We start from the raw sequence: 17,060 nt of genomic DNA on the forward strand, positions 1-17,060 counted from the left end.
GCGCCGCCCGCCCGCCCGCGAGCTTCGCATCGGCGGGGCGGAAGGACGGTGAGACGACCGTCTCGCAGGGGCGTCGCGGGCGGAGGGCCGGGCGCGCCGCCCCCCTTCGCGACGGGGAGGGCGGGTGGGCGGCGCGAAGGGGGGCGGCGGAACGGGGGCGTCGGGCGGTCATCAATGGGCCTCCAGGCTCAGGCCCATCAGGCGTTCCTGCATCTCGCGGTTCTCGGCCAGTTCGGCCATCGGCCCCGCATGGATCACCCGGCCCTCATCCATCACCGCCACGCTGTCGCCCAGCGCGCGGGCGACGGAGAAATTCTGCTCGACCATCAGGATCGTCGCCCCGGTGTCCTTCAGCGCCCGCAGCGCCTCCACCAGGCTGCGCACGATGGCGGGCGCCAGCCCCTTGGAGGGCTCGTCGATCAGGATCAGCCGCCGCGGCTCGATCATCGCGCGGGCCACCGACAGCATCTGCTTCTGCCCGCCCGAGAGGTTCCCCGCCGGGTTCTTCCAGAAGGTCCGCAGCGGCGGGAAGGCCTTGAACACCGCGTCGAGGCGCGGCCCCTCGGGTTTGCCGGCGCGGGCGGCGAGCACCATGTTCTCCTCCACCGTCAGGTCGGTGAAGATCCCCATGCTTTCGGGCACGTCGGCGATGCCGGCGCGGGCGCGGCGCGGGGTGGGCCAGGCGGTGATGTCCTCGCCGGCGAAACGCACGGTCCCTTGCGAGGTCCGCCAATGCCCGATGACTGTGCGCAGGGTGGTGGTCTTGCCCGCCCCGTTGCGGCCCAGCAGCATGGTGACGCCGCCTTCGGGGACGGAGAGGTCGACGCCGTGCAGGATGTGGTAGCGGCCGATATGGGTGTGAACGCCGGCGAGGCGCAGGAGCGGCTCAGACATGGGGCGTCTCCCCGGTCGATTCGGGGGTCGGTTCGGGGGCCGGTTCTGGGGCGGGTTCGGTGAGATCGCGGCCCAGATAGGCCTCCTGCACCACGTCCGAGGCGATGACCTCCGCCGGCTCCCCATCCGCGGCCAGCGCGCCGTTATGCAGGACGATGATGCGGTCGGCGAGTTTGCCGATGACGTCCATCTTGTGTTCGACCAGCAGGATCGCGCGGCCGGCGTCGGCCTTCAGCTCCGCGATCAGGTCGAGCACCACGGGCGCCTCGTCGGCGGACATGCCGGCGGTGGGCTCGTCGAACATGTAGACCAGCGGGTCGAGCGCGATGAGGATCGCCACCTCCAGCTTGCGCTGGTCGCCATGCGACAGCGCGGCGACGGTCTGCCCGGCCAGGGACGCGAGGCGGACGCGGGCGAGGATGGCCTCGGCCTCCGCTGTCAGCTCGCGGTCGTCGGAGGCGAGCGAGAACAGGCGGAACCCCCGGCCCAGGCGCGCCTGGCAGGCGAGGCGGACGTTCTCGCGCACGGTCAGGTTGGGAAACAGGTTGGTGAGCTGGAAGGCGCGGCCGAGGCCGGCGCGGGTGCGCGAGGAGGCCGAAGCGCGGGTGATGTCGCGGCCCGCCAGCATGACCGTCCCGGCGCTGGCCGGGATCTGGCCGGAGATCAGGTTGAAATAGGTGGTCTTGCCGGCCCCGTTGGGCCCGACGATGGCCACCAGCTCGCCCGGCGCGAAGGCGCAGGTGACGGCGTCCACGGCCACATGGCCGCCGAAGCGCACGGTCAGGCCGTGGGTTTCCAGCACGGGAGCAGGGGGCATGGGCGCGCCTTGTTCGGGGGAGAGGGGAGGGGGGGAGCGGCGCGGCCGACCCCGGAAGGGGCCGGCCGCGCCGGGGGCATGCGCCCCGGTCAGTTCCGCACGGGGATCGGCAGATCCTCGATGGTCAGCTCGCGGACCAGCTCGGGGATGCCGTAGTCCACCCCGTCCTCAACCTTCGTCCGGAAATGGTACATGGACTGCAGGGCCTGGTGATCCTCGGCGCGGAACATCATCTTGCCCTTGGGGGTCTCCCACTCCATGCCCTCCATGGCGGCGATCAGGTCGTCGGTGTCGGTGGAGCCGGCCTTTTTCAGCGCCTCGACCACCGCGATGCCGGCGGCCATGCCGCCCGCGGTGAAGAAGTCGGGCGGGCCGTCGAAGCGGGCCATGTGCTCCTTCACCAGCCAGTCGTTGACCGGGTTCTGCGGGATGGCGTGGTAGTAATAGGTCGCCCCCTCCATGCCCGGCAGGTCGCGATAGGCCTTGAGAGCCGCGAGGATGTTGCCGCCCGTCGCGATCTCCACCCCGAAGCGGGACGGGTCCATGGCGTTGATCTTGCCCATCGGATTGCCGCCGCCGGCCCAGATGATGAAGAGCTTCTTGGACTCGGCCTCCACCCCGTCCATGGCCTGGAAGATGCGCTCGGCCGCGGCGGTGAAGTCGGTGGTGTCGGTGGGGACGTATTCCTCATGCGCGAGCGTCGCCCCGGTGCCCTCCAGCGCCTCCTTGAACGCCGCCACGCCGTCGCGGCCGAAGGCGTAGTCCTGGGCCAGCGTGGCGATGGCCACGCCCTCGGCCCCGATGGCGATGGCGTTGGCGACCGCGTCCTGGGAGGAATTGCGCCCGGTGCGGAAGATGTAGCGGTTCCAGTTCTCGCCGGTGATCGAGTCCGCCACCGCCGGCTCCACGATCAGGATCTTCTCGTATTCTTCGGCGACGGGGAGCATGGCCAGCGCCACGCCCGAGGACACGGGGCCCACGGCCAGCGTCACCTCGTCGTCGCCATAGGCCTCGGCCAGCAGGGCCTTGCCGATGTCGGGCTTGAGCTGGGTGTCCTTCTCGATGACCTCGATCTTCTCGCCGTTGACCTCCATGGTCCCGTCGGTGGCGTATTCGAGGCCCATCATCAGGCCGTTATGCGACTGGGCGGCATAGGCCTCGAACGGGCCGGTCTTGCCGTAGACATGGGCGATCTTGATCTGCGCCTGGGCGGCGGTTCCGGCGATCAGGCCGGCCGCGACCACGGTCGCGGCGCGCGCGAGTGCGTGCATGGCGTTCCCTCCCTGTTGCGTCGGGCGCTGAGCGCTGCTCCAGAAGGGAACATCGCGCCCGCTCCGTCGAGGGAGCGTAGAGGGCGGCCGTCTCCGCTGGCAAATGAAGAATCGAAGGATGATACGCTGGCGACCGGATCGACGCCGCGTCACCCGGGGCGCGGGGCCCGGAACGGCCGCCGCGGGCCCCTTGCGCTCGACGCACGCGCCCTGCGCTGGCATAGACGAAGGCGACAGTCTGACGGAGCGCCCCCCATGTCCGAGCCCACCTCGCCCGAGTCCAATCCGCATCTCACCCTGGTCGACCACCCGCTGGTCCAGCACAAGCTGACCCTGATGCGGGCGAAGGCGACCTCGACCGCCACCTTCCGCCAGCTTCTGCGCGAGATCAGCCTGCTGCTGGGCTATGAGGCGCTGCGGACCCTGCCGCTGACCGACACCGTCATCGAAACTCCGATGCAGGAGATGAAGGCGCCGGTTCTGGCGGGCAAGAAGCTGGCCGTGGTCTCCATCCTGCGGGCGGGGAACGGGCTGCTGGACGGGATCCTGGAGCTGGCGCCCTCGGCGCGGGTGGGGTTCGTGGGGCTTTACCGGGACGAGGAGACGCTGAAGCCGGTGCAGTATTACTGCAAGGTGCCGAGCGATCTGGCGGATCGGCCGGTGCTGGCGCTGGACCCGATGCTGGCGACGGGCAATTCCTCGGTCGCCGCGGTGGACCTGCTGAAGGAGAAGGGGGCGCAGGACATCCGCTTTCTGTGCCTGCTGGCGGCGCCCGAAGGCGTGGCCCGGATGAAGGAGGCGCATCCCGACGTGAAGATCGTGACCGCCTCGCTGGACGAGAAGCTCAACGAAAAGGGCTATATCGTGCCGGGTCTGGGCGATGCCGGGGACCGGATGTTCGGCACCAAGTGAGCGGCTTCCGGCGGATCGTTTCCAGGCGGGAACCGATCCGTCGCGCCGCCGCCGGCTGTCGCGGGCGGGCGCGACCCCCTATCTGGTGGCGCATCCCGCAGCGAGGAGCCGCCGCCATGTCGATCCGCCCCGTGAAACGCGAAGCCGCCGCCCAGCCGACCATGGAGGGGGCGGGGGTGCATCTGCACCGCGCCTTCGGGTTCTCCGACCCCCGCGAGGTCGACCCGTTCCTGCTGTTCGACGATTTCCGCAACGACATTCCCGATCTCTACCGCGAGGGATTCCCCTGGCATCCGCATCGGGGGATCGAGACGATCACCTATGTGCTGGCCGGGCAGGTGGAGCACGCCGACAGCCTCGGCAATCGGGGCGTGCTGGGGGCGGGGGACGTGCAGTGGATGACCGCCGGGTCGGGCATCATGCACCAGGAGATGCCCAGGGGCGACCGCCAGGGGCGGATGCACGGCTTCCAGCTCTGGGCCAACCTGCCGAGCCGGCTGAAGATGACCACGCCCAATTACCAGGACGTGCCGGGGACCGAGATCCCGGTGCGAACCGAGGATGACGGCACGGTGATCCGCGTCGTCACCGGCGACTGGCGCGGCATCCGCGGGCCGGTGGACGGGATCGCGGCGGACCCGCGCTACCTGGATATCTCCGTGCCGCCCAACACCGCCAGGCGCATCAAGGTCGAGGTCGAGCGGAAGGCCTTCGCCTACATCTTCGCCGGCGCGGGGACGTTCAAGGGCGCCTCCGACCCCTTCGGCGTGCTGCTGGAGAAGGAATACCAGGGCGAGGAGCTCAACATCCGCGACCTGTCGGGCGACCGCACGCTGGTGGTGTTCGACCGGGGCGACGAGGTGGAGATCCGCTCGGGCCCCGAGGGGGTGCGCTTCCTGCTGGTGTCGGGCAAGCCGATCAGGGAGCCGGTGGCCTGGCACGGGCCGATCGTGATGAACACGCGGGCGGAGCTGGAGCAGGCGATGAAGGACCTGCGCAACCGCAGGTTCATCCGCGAAAGCGCAAAGGGGATCTGATCAGGGGATCGGGCCGGGCGCGTTCAGGCCCGCCCCGCGCCGCCCTGCCTCGCGACGCCCCGACCTGCAACGCGCCGAAGCGCGCCCGCGGCCCCCAGGGCGGCCGCGAGCAGCGCGGCGGTCCCCGGCAGCGGCGTTTCGGTGGGAGGCGTCGGGGGCGTGACGCCGTAGACGGAGAGCGTGCTGCCGGAGCCCGAGCGCCAGTTGTAGTAATAGAGCCGGTCGTCGGCATAGGTCAGCCCGGCGTCGAGACCGTCGAGGCCAAGCGCGAAGGTCTCCTGCAAGCTTCCCGTCAGCAGGTCGAACACCCGGATCGAAGCCGTCGCGCTGTAGTCCAGCACCCAGACCGCGTTGCGGCCGGTGTCGATCGCCAGGTCGCCGATGCCGGCGGTGGTCGCGAGCGCGGTGGTCCGCAGGATGACGTCCGGCGCCGCGATGGACGAGACGCGCAGCGTGTCGAGATCGCCCCAGCCGTAGCTGGTGGACGGTTCGGTCCGGTAGAGCGTCCCGTCGCGCGCATCGATCGGATAGCCGCCATAGGCCGCGACCTCGCTCGACAGGACCGAGGCCGAGCTGGTCGCCTTGTCATAGGCGTAGAGGTCGAGCCCGAGGACGTTGCCGGAATAGTCGCTGAAATAGTAGTCGCCGCCATCGCCGGCGACCGAGGTGGTGTTCTGGAAGCCGATCGCCTGCGTGCTCTCGATCGCGCCGGTCAGGCTGGTGGCGAAGATCGTCTGGCTGGACTGCTGCATGAACAGCAGCTGATCGGTATCGGTGTCGTAGCCCAGCCCCTGCGGATGGAAGTTCGCCGCGGGATCCGCGAGGCGATTGTCGAGCGCGTGGATGTCGATCAGGTCGAGGCTCAGGGCCCGCCCCTGGGACGCGGCCAGAACGGTCGCGAGCGCGCAAAATGCCAGCAGCTTCACTTGCTGTTCCTTCTGGATCGGGTCGACGATACGGTCGAACGGCGCCGGTTGCCGGATCGTTAACACCCGATTCATTAAGATATCATTGACCATGGCCTCCCCGACGGTCCCGCGCCGGTCCCCCGCCGACCCCTGCCGGCCCCCTGCCGCGCGCCGGTTCGCTAACGATTTGTTCACCCTCTCGCGCAAGGCTCGTTTCGTTCGGATTTTCACTTTGTTCCTGTTAAGTTCTCGTGTTAAGCATGGTGGAACACATCAGGAACGATCCCGCGCGTTGGACATCCTCCGATGGCTGTGGGAAACAAGGATGACAGGCAATGGCGCAGAGCATTCTCGAACTCACGGGCAAGGGCGGCATGGACAAGCAGAAGGCCCTGGAAAGCGCGCTCTCTCAGATCGAGCGCAATTTCGGCAAGGGCTCCATCATGAAGCTGGGCGAACGCTCGGTGATGGATATCGAAGCGATTTCAACGGGCTCCATCGGGCTGGACATCGCGCTGGGTGTCGGCGGACTGCCCAAGGGCCGGATCATCGAGATCTACGGCCCCGAGTCGTCGGGCAAGACCACGCTGGCCCTGCATGTGGTGGCCGAGGAGCAGAAGAAGGGCGGCATCTGCGCCTTCGTGGACGCGGAGCACGCGCTCGACCCCGCCTACGCCCGCAAGCTGGGCGTGGACGTGGACGAACTGCTGATCTCGCAGCCCGACGCCGGCGAGCAGGCGCTGGAGATCACCGACACGCTGGTGCGCTCGGGCGCGGTCTCGGTGGTGGTGGTCGATTCGGTCGCCGCCCTGACGCCGAAGTCCGAGCTTGAAGGCGACATGGGCGACTCCTCCGTGGGCGTGCAGGCGAGGCTGATGAGCCAGGCCATGCGCAAGCTGACCGGCTCGATCTCGCGCTCCAAGTGCATGGTCATCTTCATCAACCAGATCCGCATGAAGATCGGCGTCATGTTCGGCTCGCCCGAGACCACGACGGGCGGCAACGCGCTGAAGTTCTACTCCTCCGTCCGGCTCGACATCCGCCGCATCGGGGCGCTGAAGGACCGCGACGAGGTGGTGGGCAACCATACCCGCGTGAAGATCGTGAAGAACAAGGTGGCGCCGCCGTTCAAGCAGGTCGAATTCGACATCATGTATGGCGAGGGCATCTCCAAGATGGGCGAGCTCATCGACCTCGGGGTCAAGGCCGGGGTGGTGGAGAAATCCGGCTCCTGGTTCTCCTTCGCCGATCAGCGGATCGGGCAGGGGCGTGAGAACGCCAAGAACTTCCTGAAGGAGAACAAGGACGTGGCGCTGGAGATCGAAGACAAGATCCGCGCGGCCCACGGGCTCGACTTCGAGGTCGCGCCGAGCGCCGGCGACGACGGGGACGTGCTGGAGGCCTGAGCCCCCCGCCCGACCCCCGGCCGGCTGCTCCGCGGCCAGACCCGGGTCCTTTCGAAACCCCGCGCGCCCGCCGGCGCGCGGGGTTTTCGCGTCGTCGGGGCGCCGCAGGGGAAGGCGCGCGGCGGTCGTGTGCGTCGCCGCACTTGTCAGACGGCTGAACTGGGGGTCTTGTCGGTCAGGTTTCGATGACCCTGAATCCGCTGCGCGCCGCGCCGGGAGATTGCGCCATGACCAATCCGCTGTCGGACGCGACGTCCTGGCTCTACCATCTGGGCGACGTGAACATGGCCCGCGCCGCCGAGATCGCGGGGCGCGACCCGGATCTGGTGGTGACCGAATGGGCCTCCTACGCGCGGGAGGAGGCGCCCTACGGGGACCGCATCCTCAACGCCCTGCGCGACGGGGATCCGGACCGGATGGTGGTCTCCTACATCTCCATCGGCGAGGCGGAGCCCTACCGCTATTACTGGCGTCAGGCGTGGGAGCGGACCCCTCCGGCCTGGCTCGATGAGGTCAATCCGGAATGGGTGGACAACATCCGGGTGAAATACTGGATGTCGGACTGGCAGGACATCGTCTTCGACTATGCAGACCGGATCTTCGAGGCGGGGTTCGACGGGCTCTACCTCGACATCGTTTCGGCCTACGAGCGGTTCGAGGACATCGCCCCCGGCGCCCGCGACTACCGCGCCGACATGGTGGATTTCGTCGCCGCCCTGCGCGCGCAGGCGGATGAATGGACGCAGCGGACGGGGCGGGAGCGGGTGGTCATCGCTCAGAACGCCGAGGAGCTGATCGAGGAGACGGGCTATGCCGACATCGTCCACGGCATCGGGCGCGAGGATCTGCAATTCTACTACGAATACGGCCGGTCCGGTCAGTTCGAGGCCCTGCCGCGCAGCGAATACCGCTACGCGCTGAACCTGTTGAAGGAGGCCGAGGCGCAGGGGGTGGAGACTTTCGCGGTCGAATACATCCCCGCCCGCAAGGCCGACGACGCGGCGGTCCGGCTGGCGGCGGAGGCCGAGGATCTGGAGGCGGCGGGCATCCCGCTCTACATCGCCGGCGGGCGGGATCTGGACGCAGTCTACGCGCAGCCGGACGACGCGACGCGGCCCGATTCCCAACCCGGGCCCCAACCCGAGCCGGAAGGCGGCGACTGGCGGGACGGCGGCCGGCGCGGAGACGACATCGACGGCACCCAACGCGCCGACCGCATCCGGGGGCTGGGCGGGGCCGACGAGATCGACGGCCGCAAGGGCGCGGACCTGCTGCTGGGGGGCAAGGGCGCGGACGCGCTCTACGGCGCGGGCGGCGAGGACCGGCTCAAGGGCGGCGCCCAGGATGACGAGCTGCATGGCGGGCGCGGCGCCGACATGCTGCGCGGCGGCGGCGGGGACGACTGGCTGGATGGCGGCGCGGGGCGCGACCGGCTGATCGGCGGCGCGGGGGCGGACGTGTTCGTGCTGAGCCAGGGCCGCGACCGGGCGCGGGATTTCGACGTCGGGGCGGACGAGATCGCCATGGTCTCGGATGACGGGCGGGGGGCCGGGTTCCGCCTGCGCGAAGTGGCGTCCGGCGTCATGGTGCGCGGCGACGATGGCGAGCGGATGCTGCTGGAGGGGGTGAGCCGGAGCGATCTGGACGCCGACCACTTCTTCTTCGACCTTTGACCGGGGAGGGCGTCTGAACCGGCGGGGCGTCGACGCCCCTTGCATCCCGGGAGGCTGAGTTTAGAATGATTCCAAACGCAGCCTCCCGGAGGTTCCCATGTTCGGTTTCTCAACGGCCCGCCGCCGCCTCTCGGATCTGACCGAGGCGGAGGTTCTCGCGCTCGCCATCTCGTCCGAGGAGGACGACGCCCGCATTTACGCCACCTATGCCGCCCGGATGCGGGACGAGCACCCGGCCTCGGCCGCGGTGTTCGACGGCATGGCGAAGGAGGAGGACGCGCATCGCGCCCGCCTGATCGAGGCGTTCAAGGCGCGCTTCGACGGCCCCATTCCGCTGGTGCGGCGCGAGCATGTGGCGGGCTGGCTGGCCCGCCGCCCGGTGTGGCTGGCCAGGACCCTGAGCCTGGATACCCTGCGCGGCGAGGCGGCGCGGATGGAGCAGGCGGCGGCGGCCTTCTACGACCGGGCCGCGGCGGCGAGCACCGACCCGGACACCCGCAGGCTTCTGGGCGATCTCGCCGCCGCCGAGCGGGGGCACGAACGCGCCGCCGGGGCGCTGGCCGAGGCGCATCTCGACCCCGAGACCCGCGAGGCCGAGGACCAGGCCGACCGCCGCCGCTTCATCCTGACCTGGGTGCAGCCGGGGCTGGCGGGGCTGATGGACGGCTCGGTCTCGACGCTGGCCCCGATCTTCGCCACGGCCTTCGCCACGCAGGACCCCTGGGTGACGTTCCAGGTGGGGCTGGCGGCCTCGGTCGGGGCGGGGATCTCGATGGGGTTCACGGAGGCCGCGTCGGATGACGGGGTGATCTCGGGCCGCGGCTCGCCGATCAAGCGGGGGATCGCGGCGGGGGTGATGACGGCGGTGGGCGGGCTGGGGCATGCGCTGCCCTACCTGATCCCGGATTTCGTCACGGCGACGGTGATCGCGCTGGCGGTGGTGTTCGTGGAGCTCTGGGCCATCGCCTGGATCCAGAACCGCTGGATGGAGACGCCGTTCCTGCGCGCCGCCCTGCAGGTGGTGGTGGGCGGCGCGCTGGTGCTGGCGGCGGGCGTTCTGATCGGGGAGATCTAGGGGCGCCGCGCCCGCGCGGACGCGGGCTGGACCCGGGCGCCCGCGGCGCGGGGAAGCGGTGTCGCCCGCGGCGGGGGGCGATGGGGGCGCGGGGCGTCGCCTTGCCGCCGCCGCCCGCCGGGCCGCGTCAGGCCCGCCCCCCCTGCGCAGGCCGCGTCAGGCGGTGAAGCCGAAGCCGTCGGGGTCGCGAACCGGGCGGTTGTCCAGCAGGGCCAGAAGGCCGGTGATGAACCGCACCAGCGCCCAGATCACCCACAGCGCCAGCACCGCGTAGCCGATCAGCACGATGGCCAGCAGCCCGCCGATCACGCAGGCCGCGAGGCCGATCCAGAACGAGCGGATCTGGAACTCGAAATGCCCGGCGGCGAGCGGGTCGGCCTCGCCGCGCTTCACATAGGCCAGGATCAGCCCGGCCAGCGCGCAGAGCGGCAGAAAGAAGCCGACGAAGTAGAGGATGTAGACCAGCTTGGCCGCGTCTCTGCCCGAGAGGCGGCCGGACCCGGCGTCGGGCGCCGCGGAGGGCTGGGGGGCGTGGGGAGAAGGGTCGTGGGTCATGATCGCGCTCCGTTCCGTTTCGACCCGAGAGGTTGGGGCGGAATGGGGCTTGAGCAAGGCCGCTTCGCGGGAATGAGGCCGCAAACCGGGTCCGGGCAGGCCCGCGGGGCGGACGGCGCGGGCAGGGCGCGCGGCCGGAGCGCCCGGGGTTGCGCGCGCTCCGGCCTCCGTCGGCGGGCGGGTCAGGCCCTGCGGCGCGCGAGGCCCAGCGCGCCGAGCCCGGCGATCAGCAGCCAGCCGGCGGCGGGCAGGGGCACGCCCGTGACCGGGGCCTCCGCGTCCACCCAGGTGACGAAACTGGCGTCGCGGTCGGCGCCGAGCGGCTCCAGCGTGCCGTTGTCGTTATAGTAGCGGTACGGGTTTCCCGCGTCGTAGGGCGCGCCGTTATAATTGGCGACCCAGGTGAGCGGCACGCTGCCGCCCGTGCGCTGAAGCTCGATGGCGTAGGTGGAGCCGCTGGTGAGGCTGACCGCCGTGGCGAGATCGAATGTGAGCAGGATGGGCGAGAAGACGGGAAAGCCGGCCGTGGGCACGAACTCGGTCTGGACCGAGAGGTAGTCCGCGTCGAAGTCGGGCGCGCCGTCGACGCCGACCTCCCGGATGCCGAGCCGGAACTGGAAGGAGTAGCTGCCCGTCACCAGCGCGATGAACTGCATCCCCACCCGCGTGAGGCTGCCGGTCGTCCCCGCGGTGAAGGTCTGGGCCACGACGCCGTCGCGCCCGTCCGCCTCGACCGAATAGGTGTAGGTCATCGACGGCAGATACGACTGATCGATCATGGGCGCCGCGGAGGCGGCGGCGGCGCTCAGCAGCGCCATCGCGCCGACGCCGATGCCGCCGCCGAGAAATCTTGAGAAACGCACTCGTTCGTCCCCTGCAACACATAGGCGGCGCGGATGACATGCTCCCGGAGCGATCCGGGAACGCCTTCGCCGCACATACCCGGGGGGCGCCCCCTTGCGCCCGCCGCCTGGTCTGGGCCGCGCAGGTTTCGCGGCCGGGCGCCGCTAAACGCGAGAATTACGCAGCGCTACGCCATTCACGGGCAAATGGATGACATGGCGGTGAATTCCGGGGGTGGAGCGATGGGTGCGGACGACTTGACGCAGACATAAGTTGATGGCCGCAACTGTCGGGCGATCTCTCCGGCGACGGAGCCCGTTCCGGCGCAGCGCATCGCCCCTTGGGGGCGGGAGGGACCGCGCGGGTCCGGATGCGCGAAGGGCCCGCGCGATGATCGCGCGGGCCCCCCGAAGCGGTCTCGGCGCCGAAGCGCGAAGGCGGGTCGGCTCAGCCGGCCAGCGCCTTGTTGAGGTTCTCGTCCACCTTCTCGAGGAAGCCCATGGTGGTCAGCCACTTCTGGTCGGGGCCGACCAGCAGGGCGAGATCCTTGGTCATGGAGCCGCTCTCGACCGTGTCGACCACGACCTTCTCCATGGTGGTGGCGAAGTTCAGCAGCGCGTCGTTGCCGTCCAGCTTGGCGCGGTGCTTCAGGCCGCCGGTCCAGGCGAAGATCGAGGCGATGGAGTTGGTCGAGGTCTCCTTGCCCGCCTGGTGCTGACGGTAGTGCCGGGTGACGGTGCCGTGGGCGGCCTCGGCCTCCACGATCTTGCCGTCCGGCGTCATCAGCTGCGAGGTCATCAGGCCGAGCGAGCCGAAGCCCTGGGCCACGGTGTCGGACTGCACGTCGCCGTCGTAGTTCTTGCAGGCCCAGACGTAGCCGCCGGACCACTTCATGGCGCAGGCGACCATGTCGTCGATCAGGCGGTGCTCGTAGGTGATGCCGGCCTTCTTGAACTTGTCCTCGAACTCCTGCTCGAAGACCTCCTGGAACAGATCCTTGAAGCGGCCGTCATAGGCCTTGAGGATGGTGTTCTTGGTCGACAGGTAGACCGGCCAGCCGCGGGCCAGGCCGTAGTTCATCGAGGCGCGGGCGAAGTCGCGGATCGAGTCGTCGAGGTTGTACATCGCCATGGTGACGCCGGCGCCGGGGGCCTGGAAGACCTCGCGCTCGATCACCTCGCCGTCGTCGCCGACGAACTTGATGGTCAGCTTGCCCTTGCCGGGGAAGCGGAAATCGGTGGCGCGGTACTGGTCGCCGAAGGCGTGACGGCCGACCACGATGGGCTGGGTCCAGCCGGGCACGAGCCGGGGCACGTTCTTGCAGATGATCGGCTCGCGGAAGATGACGCCGCCGAGGATGTTGCGGATGGTGCCGTTGGGCGAGCGATACATCGCCTTCAGCCCGAACTCCTCCACCCGGTCCTCGTCGGGGGTGATGGTGGCGCATTTCACGCCGACGCCGACTTCCTTGATCTTCTCGGCCGCGTCGATGGTGATCTGGTCGTCGGTGCGGTCACGCTCCTCGATGCCGAGGTCGTAATACAGCAGGTCGACGTCGAGATAGGGCAGGATCAGCTTCTTCTTGATGAAGTCCCAGATGATCCGGGTCATCTCGTCGCCATCGAGCTCGACGACGGGGTTTTCGACCTTGATCTTGCTCATGCGGCTCTCCTTGAGGCGCGGGGGGTGTCGCGTGGGCGCGCCTGCGGCGCTGGGAGGCCTCGCCGGGGATTCCGGGTTCGGCCAAGTTGGGGCCAACCTACGACGACCGACATGCAGCGTCCACATTTCGGACAGGGCAAATCGACCCGTTCGCGGCTAATGCATGCGGCTGCATACAATGAAGGGGCCCGCATGGCAAGTCTGCGGATGAGACGGTTGAGGATGGGGCTGGGGACGCTGCTGGGCGGGCGGCGGCAGGGGTTCTTCATTCCCTATCGCTACGCGGACGGGGTGGTTCCGCCCGCGGGCTATCCGGCGGTGGAGGCGCTGTTCGCGGCGGCCGAACCCGCCTTCGCCGCGGTGCTGGACGCCATCGACGGGCTGGCGGAGGAGCTGGCGGCGCTCGGCGGCCCGGCGCCTGCGCCGCGCTGGGAGCAGGACTGGTTCCCGCGGCTGGACGGGGCGGCGGCCTATGCGCTGGCCCGGACCGCGCCGCCGGGCCGGATCGTGGAGGTCGGTTCGGGCCATTCCACCCGCTTTCTGGCCCGCGCCGTGGCGGCGGCGGGGGCCGAGACCCGCCAGACCTGCATCGACCCGGCCCCCCGCGCGGCGCTGCTGGACCTGCCCGTCGACTGGCGGGGGGAGCTGCTCTCGGAGGCGCATCTGCCGCTGTTCGAGGCGCTGGAGCCCGGAGACATGGCGGTCTTCGACAGCTCGCATCTGCTGCAGCCGGGGACGGATGTGGACCTGATCCTCAACGCCATCCTGCCGGCGCTGGCGCGGGGCGTTCTGGTCCATGTCCATGACGTGTTCCTGCCCGACGGCTACCCGGCGGACTGGGAATGGCGGGGTTACGCCGAGCAGAACGGGCTTGCGCCCTGGCTGCTGTCGGGGGCCTTCGCGCCGGTCTTCGCCTCGCATTACGCCGCGAGGCGGATGGGGGCGGGGGCGCGGCCAGGCGTGGCGGGGCTGCCCTGGGCGGGGGCGCCGGAATCGAGCCTGTGGATGCGCCGGGTCTGAGGGCGCGCGCCCCGCCGACCGGCGCCGATTTGCGTTTCCCCGCCGCCGGGCGCAGAACGTCGGCGCAAGATCAGGAGCCCGCCGATGACCGCGCCAGACCCCTCCGCAGCCTTCACGCCCACGCCCATCGCCTTCGACCCCGCCGACCCGACCGAGCGGCGGCTCGCCTTCCTGATGGAGGCCGACCGTCTCAAGGAGATCGAGCGCGCGGGCCGCGTCGCCGGCGGGCGGCGCGAGAACTCGGCGGAGCATTCCTGGCACCTCGCGCTCTACGCCCTGGCCCTGGGGTCGGAGGCGGCGGAGGGGGCGAGCGTGGATCGGGTGATCCGGATGCTGCTGATCCACGACCTGGTGGAGATCGACGCCGGCGACACGCCGTTCCATGGGGAGAAGCGGGCGGATCTCGACGCCATCGAGGACGCCGCCGCCGCGCGCATCTTCGGCCTGCTGCCCGCGGCGGAGGCGGGGGAGATGCTGGCGCTGTGGCGGGAATTCGAGGCGGCCGAGACCCCCGACGCCCGCTTCGCCAAGGCGCTGGACCGGATGCAGCCGGTGATGCTGAACCTCGCCACCGGCGGCGGCACCTGGCCGGATTTCCGCGTGTCCGAACAGCAGGTGCTGGACCGCTGCGGCCCGCCGATCGCGCGCGGGGCGCCGGGGCTGTGGCCGCGCATCCGCGACCGGATCAGGGCGTATTTCGCGGCGCGGGGCGCCTGAGCGGCAGGGTCACTTCGCCGGCAACCGCCCCACGAAGTCCAGCGCCATCCCGATCAGCGCGCCGGCATGGGCGGGGTCGAGCGCCGTTTCCCGCGGGACATGGACGAAATCCGCCGTGGGGCGGCCGCGCATGACCATCGGCGCGGCGCCGGGCAGGGCGAGCGCGCGGGGCATGGCCTGCGCGCCCACCCGGGCGAAGGCCCCGTGGCCGCCGCGATCGCCCCGCGCCACGGCCAGCATATGCCCGCGCCACATCAGGCAGCAGCCGCCGAACATGCGCTTTTCCATGACCTCCAGGTCGGCCTCCCCCAGGGCGGCGCGCAGGGCGGCCAGCACCGCCGGATCATGGGCCATCGCGGCTCTCCCTATCCCGTCCTCGCCCGCGATCCTGCCCGCCCGCGCGCGCGGGGAAAACCCCTTGGCTCTTGCCCTGCGCGCCTGCGCGGCGTAACCGCGCCCCGATACGCAGGAGACCACCCCAATGAGCGGCACCGACAGCGCCAAGACCCCCGTGACCGAGACCCATCAGCCGGTATTCGTGCTGGTGCGCCCGCAATTGGGCGAGAACATCGGGGCCGCGGCCCGCGCCATGTGGAATTTCGGGCTCGACCAGATGCGCATCGTCGACCCGCGCGACGGCTGGCCCAATCCCCGCGCCATCGCGCTCAGCTCGGGCGCGAGCCGGGTGCTGGACCGCATGAAGCTGACCGAGACCGTGCCCGGCGCGCTGGAGGATCTCGAATACGTCTACGCCACAACCGCCCGCCCGCGGGAGCTGACGCGCACCGTCTTCACCCCCGAAGGCGCCATGCGCGACGCCTATGAGCGGATCCGCGCGGGCCAGAAGGTCGGCGTCATGTTCGGGCCCGAGCGCACGGGGCTGGAGACCGAGGACGTGGTCCGCGCGCAGGCCACGATCTCGGTGCCCGCCAACCCGGCCTTCGCGTCGCTGAACCTTGCGCAATGCGTGCTGCTGACCGGCTACGAATGGCGCCGGCAGGCGAGCGAGCTGGAGCATGCGGTGTTCGAGACCCAGCGCGGGGAGATCGCCACGCGGGTCATGGTCGACCGGATGATCGAGCATCTGGAGAATGAGCTGGAGGGCGCGAACTTCTTCTACCCGGAGGAGAAATCGCGCTCGATCCGCCAGAACATCCGCAACCTCTTCTCCCGCGCGCCGCTGACCGATCAGGACGTGCGCACGATGCGCGGCGTGATCCGGGCGCTGGCGGAGGGCCCCAAGCGCCTGCGCGCCCGGGCGCTGCGCGAGGCGGAGACGGCCCCCGGCGGCGCGCAACGGCCCGAGGCGGGGCCGGGCGAGGACTGAGAGCGCGTCCCGCTGCGCGGATCGGCGCCGATCCGCCCGATTGTCGCCTTGCGGCGTCCGCTTTCGGGGGCGACTCAGGCACGATGAGCGCCCGAGCGCCGCGCGCCGCCGAAGGCCCCGATTCCGGGAGGAGGAGACCGCCATGCACCGCGCCATCGCCGCCTGCGTCGCGCTGGCCCTGACCGCCGCCTGCGCGCCGGTCGTGACCGGACCCGTCGCCGGCGGGGCCGTCTACAGCGACCCCGCGGGCTATTACCGGCGCGAAGCCGTCCATGTTCCCAACTGGCGGGTGTTCTGGATGCGCGACCGCTACCGCGCCCCCTATCACGGCCACCGCCACGCTTCGCAGGCGCCGCGCTACCGGGACCATGGCCATGGCTATCGCGACGACCACGGAGGCGGAGGCCCCCGCCGCGACGCGCATCGCGACCGGGACGAGGACCGCGGGTCCGGTCGCGGCGGCGGACGGCAGGCGGGCCGTGATCGCGACAGGGACCGTGATCGCGACCGCGACCGCGATGGGGCCGGCAAGGGCGACCGCGGACGCGACGACGCCCGCGCCCCGCGCCGCGACGACCAGCCCGACCGGCGCCGCCAGCAGAACAATCGCCGCGCCAGCGCCGATGACGGCCCCTGGTTCCGCCGCGACACCTTCAACGGAACCGGCTCGCCCCCGCGCTGAACCGGCGCGAGGGCCGGACCCGACCCCTTGCCGTGACGCCTTGCCGCCAGGCGGGCAGGCGTTTCGCGGCCGGGGCGCATCGCCCTGAAATCGCCCGGAAACAGCCTGCGACTCCGCCGCATTCCGCGCCATCCTTGTCGGAACAGGCGGTCGCGACGGGGCGACCTGCGATCGACGCCCCCGCCGACCGCCGCCCGATCCGCACGCCGTTCCTCCGGCGCCCGCCCGTGTTCCACGGGCTTCATGACGCCGCCCCCTCCG

17 protein-coding genes are annotated in these 17,060 nt (G+C 70.6%); 9 read left to right on the forward strand and 8 right to left on the reverse strand.

All coding sequences use genetic code 11. The features are described 5' to 3' along the window. Positions 1-171 precede the first annotated feature (171 nt). The 3 genes from BLV24_RS19490 to BLV24_RS19500 all read right to left on the reverse strand — a co-directional run bounded on the left by BLV24_RS19490 (position 172) and on the right by BLV24_RS19500 (position 2,982). Positions 172-894: an ABC transporter ATP-binding protein gene (locus BLV24_RS19490; RefSeq protein WP_092684974.1), complete on the reverse strand. Its 723-nt coding sequence runs from the start codon at positions 892-894 to the stop codon at positions 172-174. Next, positions 887-1,711, reverse strand: a complete 825-nt coding sequence (locus BLV24_RS19495; protein WP_092684976.1) for an ABC transporter ATP-binding protein — start codon at positions 1,709-1,711, stop codon at positions 887-889. The genes BLV24_RS19490 and BLV24_RS19495 overlap by 8 nt, the downstream gene beginning before the upstream one ends. Before the next feature lie 89 nt (positions 1,712-1,800). After that, positions 1,801-2,982 carry a substrate-binding domain-containing protein gene (locus BLV24_RS19500; RefSeq protein ID WP_092684978.1) on the reverse strand — a complete coding sequence of 394 codons (1,182 nt, stop codon included), beginning with the start codon at positions 2,980-2,982 and terminating at the stop codon, positions 1,801-1,803. Between the two features lie 255 nt (positions 2,983-3,237). Here BLV24_RS19500 and upp point away from each other — a divergent pair, with 255 nt between their 5' ends. Continuing rightward, positions 3,238-3,894, forward strand: coding sequence for a uracil phosphoribosyltransferase (gene upp / locus BLV24_RS19505; RefSeq protein WP_092684980.1), 657 nt, complete (start codon positions 3,238-3,240; stop codon positions 3,892-3,894). A gap of 116 nt (positions 3,895-4,010) precedes the next feature. Next, entirely contained in the window at positions 4,011-4,931 is a 921-nt protein-coding gene (locus BLV24_RS19510) for a pirin family protein (RefSeq protein WP_092684982.1), read from the forward strand. A gap of 23 nt (positions 4,932-4,954) precedes the next feature. Here the strand turns inward: BLV24_RS19510 and BLV24_RS19515 are convergent, their stop codons facing one another. Beyond that, positions 4,955-5,932, reverse strand: coding sequence for a hypothetical protein (locus BLV24_RS19515; RefSeq protein ID WP_143040374.1), 978 nt, complete (start codon positions 5,930-5,932; stop codon positions 4,955-4,957). A 242-nt stretch (positions 5,933-6,174) separates the two neighbouring features. Here BLV24_RS19515 and recA point away from each other — a divergent pair, with 242 nt between their 5' ends. From recA to mbfA, 3 genes are all read left to right on the forward strand, one after another. Beyond that, on the forward strand, positions 6,175-7,245 hold the full coding sequence (recA, locus tag BLV24_RS19520; protein WP_092684986.1) for a recombinase RecA: 1,071 nt from the start codon (positions 6,175-6,177) through the stop codon (positions 7,243-7,245). Between the two features lie 227 nt (positions 7,246-7,472). After that, complete coding sequence (locus BLV24_RS19525; protein ID WP_176954842.1) at positions 7,473-8,918, forward strand: endo alpha-1,4 polygalactosaminidase; 1,446 nt, start codon at positions 7,473-7,475, stop codon at positions 8,916-8,918. A gap of 97 nt (positions 8,919-9,015) precedes the next feature. Further along, positions 9,016-9,993, forward strand: a complete 978-nt coding sequence (gene mbfA, locus BLV24_RS19530) for an iron exporter MbfA (protein ID WP_092684990.1) — start codon at positions 9,016-9,018, stop codon at positions 9,991-9,993. Positions 9,994-10,149: 156 nt separating this feature from the next. Here the strand turns inward: mbfA and BLV24_RS19535 are convergent, their stop codons facing one another. From BLV24_RS19535 to BLV24_RS19545, 3 genes are all read right to left on the reverse strand, one after another. Next, complete coding sequence (locus BLV24_RS19535) at positions 10,150-10,548, reverse strand: DUF4870 family protein (RefSeq protein ID WP_218133480.1); 399 nt, start codon at positions 10,546-10,548, stop codon at positions 10,150-10,152. A 182-nt stretch (positions 10,549-10,730) separates the two neighbouring features. Further along, on the reverse strand, positions 10,731-11,411 hold the full coding sequence (locus BLV24_RS19540) for a VPLPA-CTERM sorting domain-containing protein (protein WP_092684992.1): 681 nt from the start codon (positions 11,409-11,411) through the stop codon (positions 10,731-10,733). Between the two features lie 427 nt (positions 11,412-11,838). Further along, a complete protein-coding gene (locus BLV24_RS19545) occupies positions 11,839-13,053 on the reverse strand; it encodes an NADP-dependent isocitrate dehydrogenase (RefSeq protein ID WP_092684994.1) in 1,215 nt (404 codons plus the stop codon). Positions 13,054-13,275: 222 nt separating this feature from the next. Between BLV24_RS19545 and BLV24_RS19550 the strand changes: the two genes are divergently transcribed. Both BLV24_RS19550 and BLV24_RS19555 read left to right on the forward strand, forming a co-directional pair. Continuing rightward, entirely contained in the window at positions 13,276-14,073 is a 798-nt protein-coding gene (locus tag BLV24_RS19550) for a class I SAM-dependent methyltransferase (protein WP_218133481.1), read from the forward strand. A gap of 84 nt (positions 14,074-14,157) precedes the next feature. Further along, positions 14,158-14,790, forward strand: coding sequence for an HD domain-containing protein (locus BLV24_RS19555; protein WP_092684998.1), 633 nt, complete (start codon positions 14,158-14,160; stop codon positions 14,788-14,790). Positions 14,791-14,799: 9 nt separating this feature from the next. Here BLV24_RS19555 and BLV24_RS19560 read toward each other — a convergent pair whose 3' ends face one another. Beyond that, positions 14,800-15,144, reverse strand: coding sequence for a TfoX/Sxy family protein (locus BLV24_RS19560; protein WP_092685000.1), 345 nt, complete (start codon positions 15,142-15,144; stop codon positions 14,800-14,802). Between the two features lie 127 nt (positions 15,145-15,271). Here BLV24_RS19560 and BLV24_RS19565 point away from each other — a divergent pair, with 127 nt between their 5' ends. After that, positions 15,272-16,117, forward strand: coding sequence for an RNA methyltransferase (locus BLV24_RS19565; RefSeq protein WP_092685002.1), 846 nt, complete (start codon positions 15,272-15,274; stop codon positions 16,115-16,117). A 142-nt stretch (positions 16,118-16,259) separates the two neighbouring features. Continuing rightward, positions 16,260-16,799, forward strand: a complete 540-nt coding sequence (locus BLV24_RS19570; protein WP_092685004.1) for a hypothetical protein — start codon at positions 16,260-16,262, stop codon at positions 16,797-16,799. Positions 16,800-17,060: the final 261 nt, after the last annotated feature.

It is taken from the genome of Albimonas donghaensis (assembly GCF_900106695.1).
GTDB lineage: Bacteria > Pseudomonadota > Alphaproteobacteria > Rhodobacterales > Rhodobacteraceae > Albimonas > Albimonas donghaensis.